The sequence below is a fragment of the Kitasatospora sp. LaBMicrA B282 genome (genome assembly GCF_050325825.1).
In the GTDB taxonomy this organism is placed as follows: domain Bacteria; phylum Actinomycetota; class Actinomycetes; order Streptomycetales; family Streptomycetaceae; genus Kitasatospora.
The window spans coordinates 23,434-31,003 of record NZ_JBNQTI010000106.1 but is presented as its reverse complement, the minus strand read 5'-3'; the positions used below and the strand labels follow the sequence as shown (position 1 = coordinate 31,003).

Sequence of the window (7,570 nt, the reverse complement as noted above, 5' to 3'; positions counted from 1 at the left end):
CCAGCCGCGCGGCCGCAAGGCACTGGCCACGCTGGCGCTCGGCACCCTGGCCACCGTGACGGCCGCCGGGCTGCTCTGGGAGGCCTCGGGCCCGGCCACCGGCGCGGGCCACCCCGCCGCCGCGCCCACGGCCGCCCCGACCACCGCCGCCCAGGTCGACGCGCTCTCCGCCCTGCCCACCCCGAGCACCCCGGCCGCCACCGCCTCCCCTTCTGCCAGCACGGCCGCGCCCACCACGGCACCCCCGACCACCGCGGCGCCGACCCCCACCGCCGCCCCGCGCGCCGCCGAGCAGCCCAGCACCGCGAACTACGCCCAGCAGGTGCTCGACCTGGTCAACGTCCAGCGGTCCCAGCACGGTTGCGGCCCGCTGACCGCCAACAGCAAGCTCCAGGCCGCCGCCCAGGGGCAGTCCGACGACATGGCGGCCCGTCAGTTCTTCGACCACACCAACCCGGACGGCGCGGGCCCGCAGCAGCGGATAGAGGCGGCCGGCTACCAGTGGAGCAGCTGGGGCGAGAACATCGCCCGCGGTCAGGCCGACCCTGGCTCGGTGATGGACAGTTGGATGAACAGCCAGGGGCACCGCGCGAACATCCTGAACTGCGACTTCAAGGAGATGGGCGTCGGCATCCACCTCGGCCCCGGCGGGCCGTGGTGGACCCAGGACTTCGGCTCACCGGCCTGAGGCGGGTCGACGAGCGGACGGAGTCGGCCGCCACGACGAGCGGCTGCGCGAGCGCTCGGCCGCCGCCGGGTCACGCTCGTCCTGAATCCGCCGGGCTCCCGGGCCTGATTCCGCCCGGCCACCGGCCCCGGATCCGCCGGGCTCGCAGCCCGGTCGGCGGGGGTCCTGCTCCGCGCCCGGAGCAGGACCACGACGGACCGTCAGCCCACCCGGGCCGCCCCGTCCGGGCCCGGGGGCTCGGCGGTGTCCGCGGGCACCGGCTGCACCGCCTGGGCTGCCTGCACCTCGGCGCGGCCGAGGGCCAGGTGCGCGGCGCAGGCCACGACCACCCAGGCGAGGCCGCCGGTGTGGGTGTAGGCGTGGCCGGCGGTGTGCAGCTCCTGTTGGTCGGTGCCGCAGTAGAGGCAGGCGTTGGCGTGCAGCTGCTCGCCACTGACCAGCAGGTGCTGGGCAGGGCCGTCGATCGGGTGGTAGTCGATCGGAATCGGCGGGCGGGCGGCGGTGAGCTGGTGGAAGGTCAGGTCCGAGGTCATCGGGTCAGCTCCAGGGTGAGTTCTCCAGGGTCCTGGACGGTTCGGGGCGGTCACCCTGCGTGTCCGCTCGACTCCAGTCCATGTGCTCAGACTGGCCCCCCGCGGCGGCCGCCGCACCCCGGACGACCAGATTGGCCCTGCGCCAGTCCGGAAATCCGACATTCCGTCAGCTCATCGCGAGCACGGCTCCATCGATCGTTCAAGAAGCAAATCGTTCTCACTTGAGACGGTTCACCCCATGAACCGCCCCGGCGGCCGAGTCGATCAACCGACCACCCCGCCGTCGCTCACCTGTTCGGCAGATGACAGAGTGTCAGGATGCCGACGATCTCGCTGCCCCACCAGCTGGTCCAGACCCGTGGCTTCACGCTCGGTGCCGCCGAGCAGTTCACCGTGGCCCCCGACGGCGCCACGGTCCTCTTCCTGCGCAGCCAGGCCGGCGACGACCCGGTCAGCTGCCTGTGGGCACTGGACCTCGACAGCGGCCGCGAACGCCTGCTGGTCGACCCGGCCGAGCTGCTGGGCGGCGCCGCCGAGCAGCTCTCCAGCGCCGAGCGGACCCGCCGCGAGCGCAGCCGCACCCAGGCCGGCGGCATCACCGGCTACACCACCGACGCGGCCGCCGCGCTCGCCGTCTTCGCCCTCTCCGGCCAGCTCTGGACCGTCGACACCGCCACCGGCACCGCCCGCCGACTGCCCGCCGAGGCCCCGGTGGTCGACCCGCGCCCCGACCCGACCGGGCGCCGGATCGCCTACCTGAACGGCGCCACGCTGCGCCTGATCGCCGCCGACGGCACCGGCGACCGGGCGCTGGCCGCCCCCGACGGCCCGCCCGGCGCCGACGTGGGCTTCGGCGCGCCCGAGCACGTGGCCGCCGAGTCGATGGGCCGCCACCGCGGGTACTGGTGGGCACCGGACGGCGAACGGCTGCTGGTCGCCCGGGTGGACAACTCCGCCGTCGACCTCTGGCACATCGCCGACCCGGCCAACCCCGCCGAGCCGCCCCGCACCATGCGCTACCCGGCCGCCGGCACCACCAACGCCGAGGTCACCCTCTGGCTGACCGAGCTGGACGGCACCCGCCGCGAGGTGCGCTGGGACCGGGCCGCCTTCGAGTACGTCCCGGCGGCCGGCTGGGACACCCACGGCCCGTACCTCAGCGTGCAGACCCGCGACCAGCGCACCGTCCGGCTGCTCGCGGTCGACCCCGCCACCGGCGCCACCGAGCAGCTCGCCGAGCAGACCGACGAGCACTGGGTGGAGCTGGTCGAGGGCCTGCCGGCGCGGACCGCGAGCGGCGCCCTGCTCGGCCACCTCGACGACGGCGGGACCCGGCGGCTGACCGTCGCCGGGCAGCCGGTCACCGAGCCCGGCCTGCAGCTGCGCGCCGTGCTCGGCACCGACGGCGACACCGTGCTGTTCACCGCGAGCCACGACCCGCTGGTCACCGACCTCTGGTCGTACCACCCCGAGCACGGCGCCCGCCGGCTGAGCGAGCAGCCGGGTGTGCACGGCGGGGTGCTGCGGGCCGGCACCCTGGTGCGGACCGCCCGCACCCTGGAGCACGCCGGCTCCCGCAGCACCGTGCACCGCGCCGGTCGGGCGCCGGTGGCGGTGGCCGCGCGGGTCGCCGACCCGGTGCTCCGGCTGCGGGTCGACTTCGCCGCCGTGGGCCCGCGCGAACTGCGCACCGCCCTGTACCTGCCGTCCTGGCACCGCCCGGGCGACGCCCCGCTGCCGGTGCTGGTGGACCCCTACGGCGGCCCCGCGGCGCAGAAGGTCACCTCCCAGCAGGCCGCGCACGCCCTGACCTCCCAGTGGTTCGCCGAGCAGGGCTTCGCCGTGCTGGTCACCGACGGGTCCGGGGTGCCCGGGCGCGGGCCGCGCTGGGAGAAGGAGGTGCACGGCGACCGGTACGAGCGGGTGCTGGCCGACCAGATCACCGCGCTGCACGAGGTCGCCGCCGCCCGGCCGGAGCTGGACCTGGGCCGGGTGGGCATCCGCGGCTGGTCCTACGGCGGCGGCCTGGCAGTGATGGCGGTGCTGCGCCACCCCGAGGTGTTCCACGCGGCGGTGGCCGGCGCGTCGGTCGGCGACGCGCGGCTGTACGACACGCACTACCAGGAGCGTTACCTCGGCCACCCCGACGAGCACCCCGCGGCCTACGCCGGGTGCTCCCCGGCGCACGAGGCCGCCAAGCTGTCCCGCCCGCTGCTGCTGATCCACGGGCTGTCCGACGACAACGTCTTCGTGGCGAACACGCTGCGGCTGTCCAGCGCGCTGCTCGCGGCGGGCCGGCCGCACGAGGTGCTGCCGCTCAGCGGGGTGACGCACGCCGCCCAGAACTCCCCGCTCTTCCCGCAGCTGCTGGCGCACTCGCTGGAGTTCCTGCGGCGCCACCTCGGGTAGCGGGGCGCGCGGGAGGCGGCGCGCCCGGGTGACGGCGCGCGGGACGCGGCGCGCCCGGGTGACGGCTACGGCTGCACGTCGCTGCGCCCGGAGACCCAGGCGATCGCGTCGTGCACCCCGCGGGCGTGGTCGCGCACCTCCTCGTCCAGCCGCAGGTCCAGGTGGCGGACCTGGGCGGCCTGCTGCTCGGCGCCCAGCTGCGCCGGGCAGGGGCCCTCGGGACCGCTGGCGACGCTCGCGGTGATCGGGGCGAGCCGGCTCTGGCCGAGCGCCCAGCGGTAGCCGTCCAGGGCACCGGCCCTGGCGTGCGAGGGCTCGAAGGGGGTGTCGCCGATGTACTCCAGGCGCGCGAGCGCGCCCTCAACCTGCTCCCGGGAACGCGCCCCGACTCGGGACGTCACATCGTGGCTGGTCATGACGGCAGACTACGCACGCCCGGCCGTCGGGGCGCCCCCAAGGGGCCAAGGGGGCGAACCTGTCGCCGGGCCGCCGGCCGGCCCCGGGTCCGATTTTCTTCGCACCTGGAGGTGCGCGGGACGGCCGATCGGTTCCACACTCGTGAGAGCAGGGCCATCCGGCCGACCACGCCCCGAACCACGGAGGCCTCCCATGTCCGAGCTCATCGACAGTGAGTCGCCCACGCCCGACCGCCTGCTGCACACCGGTGCCGAGCACCCGGTCGACCCCGAGGACCTGGTCATGGCCAGGGGCCGGGACCTGACCCCCGAGCGGATCGAGCGGGCCAAGCAGCAGCTCGAGGAGTACGGCGCGGCCGCGGTGGAGCGGGTGCTCCCCTGACCCACTGCCGGGCCTGCCCGACGCCGCCACTCAGGACTCCCCTGCCCAGGACTCCTCAGCCCGGGACTCCCCTGCTCAGGACTCCCCTGCTCAGGAGTCTGCCCGGTGGCGGCGTCGGCGTTCGGCGCGGCGCAGCAGGTGCCGGACGAGCAGCGCGAGCAGCACGGCGAGGACGGCGAACAGCAGGTAGAGCTGGTAGCGCAGCGCGGTGCGGTAGATCTGGTCGATGTCGCCGCCGGCCAGGTAGCCCACGGTGCTCCAGGTCCCGACCCAGAGCAGCGCGCCCAGGGTGTTCCAGAGCATGAAGCGGCGCACCGGCATCTCGGTGGTGCCGGCGATGATCCCGTTGGTCTGCCGCAGGCCGTCGATGAACCGGGCGACCAGGACCACCTTGCCGCCGTTGCGGTCGAAGAAGTCCTCGGCCTTGTGCAGCCGCTCCCCGGTCAGCCCGACGTAGCGCCCCCAGCGGTCCACCAGGGCCCGGCCGCCGTAGCGGCCGATCAGGTAGCCGAGGTAGTCGCCGAGGATCGCCGCGGCCACGGCCACCGCGATCACCCCGGCCAGGTCGAGGCGGCCGGCGCCGGCGTAGACGGCCGCCAGGATCAGCACGGTCTGTCCGGGGACCGGGATCGCGGCGTTGTCCAGCAGCACCAGCAGGCCGACCGCGAGGTACCCGTAGTGGCTCAGGAAGGGGGCCAGCGCGGCCAGCGGGCCGGGCAGCTCGGGCGCGGGGTGTGCGGTGGCGAGCAGCACGGGGGCGGCGTGGAGCGGGACGGCGTGCAGCAGGACGGCGGCGAGCGGTGGAGCGGCGGTCATGGGCGGCACCTCCGCTTCCATGATCCGACCGGATGGTGATCATTTGCGGCATATTGTCGCAGGCTTGTGACATCCGCCGCGTGCCGATTGGTCCGATTTACTCATCTTTTCTGCTTAGGCTTCGAGGCATGTCTTCGTCGCACAAGGGCTCGTTCGTCCACAAAACCAAGCTCACCGCCACCTTCCTGGGCGTCAGCGTGGTGGCCGGCGCACTCACCGCCGGGCTCGCGCTGCCCGCCGTCGGCGGGATCGGCCTGGGTGCGAAGAGCGCCGTCGGAGACTTCAACAACCTGCCCGACGACTTCACCACCCCGCCGCTCACCCAGGCCTCGACGATCTACGACGAGAACGGCGGCGTCATAGCCACCGTCTACTCCCGGGACCGCACGGTGGTGCCCAGCGACCAGATCAACCCGCTGATGAAGTCGGCGCTGGTCGACATCGAGGACAACCGCTTCTACCAGCACGGTGCGATCGACGCGAAGGGCGTGCTGCGCGCGCTGGGCAGCAACGCCTCGGGCGGCGGCATGCAGGGCGCCTCGACGCTCACCCAGCAGTACGTGAAGAACGTCTTCGTCGAGGAGGCCGGCGACGACCCGGCCGCGGTCCAGGCGGCGCAGGCCCAGACCATGGGCCGCAAGGTCAAGGAGATGAAGTACGCGATCAAGGTCGAGCAGACCCTGACCAAGGACCAGATCCTGACCAACTACCTGAACATCACCTTCTTCGGTGAGCAGGCGTACGGGATCGAGGCGGCCGCCGAGCGCTACTTCAGCGTCCACGCCAAGGACCTCTCGCTGCCGCAGGCCGCGCTGCTGGCCGGGATGGTGCAGTCCCCCAGCGGGTACGACCCGATCGTCAACCCGAAGACCGCCAAGGACCGGCGCGACACCGTGCTGAAGAAGATGGCGCAGTACGGCACCATCACCCAGGCGCAGGCCGACGACGCGATCAACACCCCGATCCAGCTCAACGTGACCACCCCCAAGCAGGGCTGCATAACCGCCCAGCAGGGCGCGGGCTTCTTCTGCGACTACGTGAAGAACCAGATCCTCACCGACCCGGCCTTCGGCGCCAGCGAGTCCGCGCGGCAGGCCCTGTGGCAGCGCGGCGGCCTGCAGATCCACACCACCCTGGACCCCGACGCGCAGGCCGCCCTGCAGAAGTCGGTGACCAGCCACGTGTACGCGGGCGACAAGGCCGCCACCGCGATGACCGAGGTGCAGCCCGGCACCGGCAAGATCATCGCGATGGGCCAGAGCCGCCCCTACGGCGTCGGCACCAACCAGACCCAGATCAACCTGAACGTCGGCAAGTCGATGGGCGGCGGCATCGGCTTCCCCACCGGCTCGACCTTCAAGCCGATCGTGGCGGCCGCGGCGCTGGAGAACGGCATCACGCCCTCGCAGTCCTACCCCTCGCCGTACAGCATGCCGTGGCCGGACATGACCGACTGCAACGGCGGCAAGTACCGCAACAGCGGGACGGTCCACAACGACAGCACCTCGCTGGTCGGCCCGTTCACCATGGCCCCGGCGATGGCCGAGTCGGTGAACACCTACTTCGCCTCACTGGAGGCCGACACCGGTCTGTGCAGCGTGGCCCAGATGGCCAACAAGCTGGGCATCACCCAGCAGGCGGGCGGCGAGAAGCTCCAGGTGGTGCCGTCCATGGCACTCGGCAGCAACGACCTGACCCCGCTGGAGATGGCGAGCGTCTACGCCACCTTCGCCGCCCACGGCACCTACTGCACCCCGACCGCCATCACCAGCGTCACCAACGCCGACGGCAAGACCCTGGACGTGCCGCAGAGCCAGTGCAGCCAGGTGATGTCCGCCAACACCGCCGACTCGGTCAGCACCATGCTCAAGGGCGTGGTCCAGGACGGCACCGGCGCACCGGCCGGCCTGACCGACCGCGACAGCGCGGGCAAGACCGGTACCACCAACAACAGCGACCAGGTCTGGTTCGTCGGCTACACCCCGGAGCTCTCCGGCGCCACCGTGGTCAGCGACGACAACGGCACCACCTCGCTGGACGGCCAGAAGATCGGCGGCCAGTACGTCGACCAGGCCTTCGGCGGCACCCTCGCCGGCCCGATCTGGCGCGACGCGATGTCCGGCGCCCTGGCCAACACCCAGCCGAGCTCCCTGCCGTCGGTGCCGCTGCAGTAGCGGGGCCGCGATGCGGCACGGTTGAGGGGGAACGGCCGGGGCCCGGACCGAGCGGGGGGTGGGGTGGGGTCGGGACCCATTCTGGTGTTTTTGGGGTTTTCCTTTTGGGGGTGTGGTTGGGAACGCTGCGCCCCACTCCCCCCTCCCCCCCC

At 73.3% G+C, this 7,570-nt stretch carries 7 protein-coding genes; 4 read left to right on the top strand and 3 right to left on the bottom strand.

The window, feature by feature from the left end; translation table 11 throughout:
* Positions 1–688: CAP domain-containing protein (locus ACQRUO_RS25815; protein ID WP_428318450.1), on the top strand; the 688-nt coding region annotated here is incomplete at its 5' end.
* Positions 689–888: 200 nt separating this feature from the next.
* On the opposite strand, the gene ACQRUO_RS25810 is transcribed toward ACQRUO_RS25815, so the two are convergent.
* Positions 889–1,221, bottom strand: coding sequence for a hypothetical protein (locus ACQRUO_RS25810; RefSeq protein ID WP_428318449.1), 333 nt, complete (start codon positions 1,219–1,221; stop codon positions 889–891).
* 318 nt (positions 1,222–1,539) lie between these two features.
* Between ACQRUO_RS25810 and ACQRUO_RS25805 the strand changes: the two genes are divergently transcribed.
* Complete coding sequence (locus tag ACQRUO_RS25805; RefSeq protein ID WP_428318448.1) at positions 1,540–3,630, top strand: prolyl oligopeptidase family serine peptidase; 2,091 nt, start codon at positions 1,540–1,542, stop codon at positions 3,628–3,630.
* 65 nt (positions 3,631–3,695) lie between these two features.
* Here the strand turns inward: ACQRUO_RS25805 and ACQRUO_RS25800 are convergent, their stop codons facing one another.
* Positions 3,696–4,046, bottom strand: a complete 351-nt coding sequence (locus tag ACQRUO_RS25800; RefSeq protein WP_428318447.1) for a hypothetical protein — start codon at positions 4,044–4,046, stop codon at positions 3,696–3,698.
* A 193-nt stretch (positions 4,047–4,239) separates the two neighbouring features.
* Between ACQRUO_RS25800 and ACQRUO_RS25795 the strand changes: the two genes are divergently transcribed.
* The gene (locus tag ACQRUO_RS25795) at positions 4,240–4,428 is read left to right on the top strand and encodes a hypothetical protein (protein WP_428318446.1); all 189 of its coding nucleotides are present in this window, start codon (positions 4,240–4,242) and stop codon (positions 4,426–4,428) included.
* Positions 4,429–4,518: 90 nt separating this feature from the next.
* Here ACQRUO_RS25795 and ACQRUO_RS25790 read toward each other — a convergent pair whose 3' ends face one another.
* Positions 4,519–5,244: a DedA family protein gene (locus ACQRUO_RS25790; protein WP_428318445.1), complete on the bottom strand. Its 726-nt coding sequence runs from the start codon at positions 5,242–5,244 to the stop codon at positions 4,519–4,521.
* Between the two features lie 128 nt (positions 5,245–5,372).
* Here ACQRUO_RS25790 and ACQRUO_RS25785 point away from each other — a divergent pair, with 128 nt between their 5' ends.
* Positions 5,373–7,418: a transglycosylase domain-containing protein gene (locus ACQRUO_RS25785; protein ID WP_428318444.1), complete on the top strand. Its 2,046-nt coding sequence runs from the start codon at positions 5,373–5,375 to the stop codon at positions 7,416–7,418.
* The last annotated feature ends 152 nt before the right edge of the window (positions 7,419–7,570 follow it).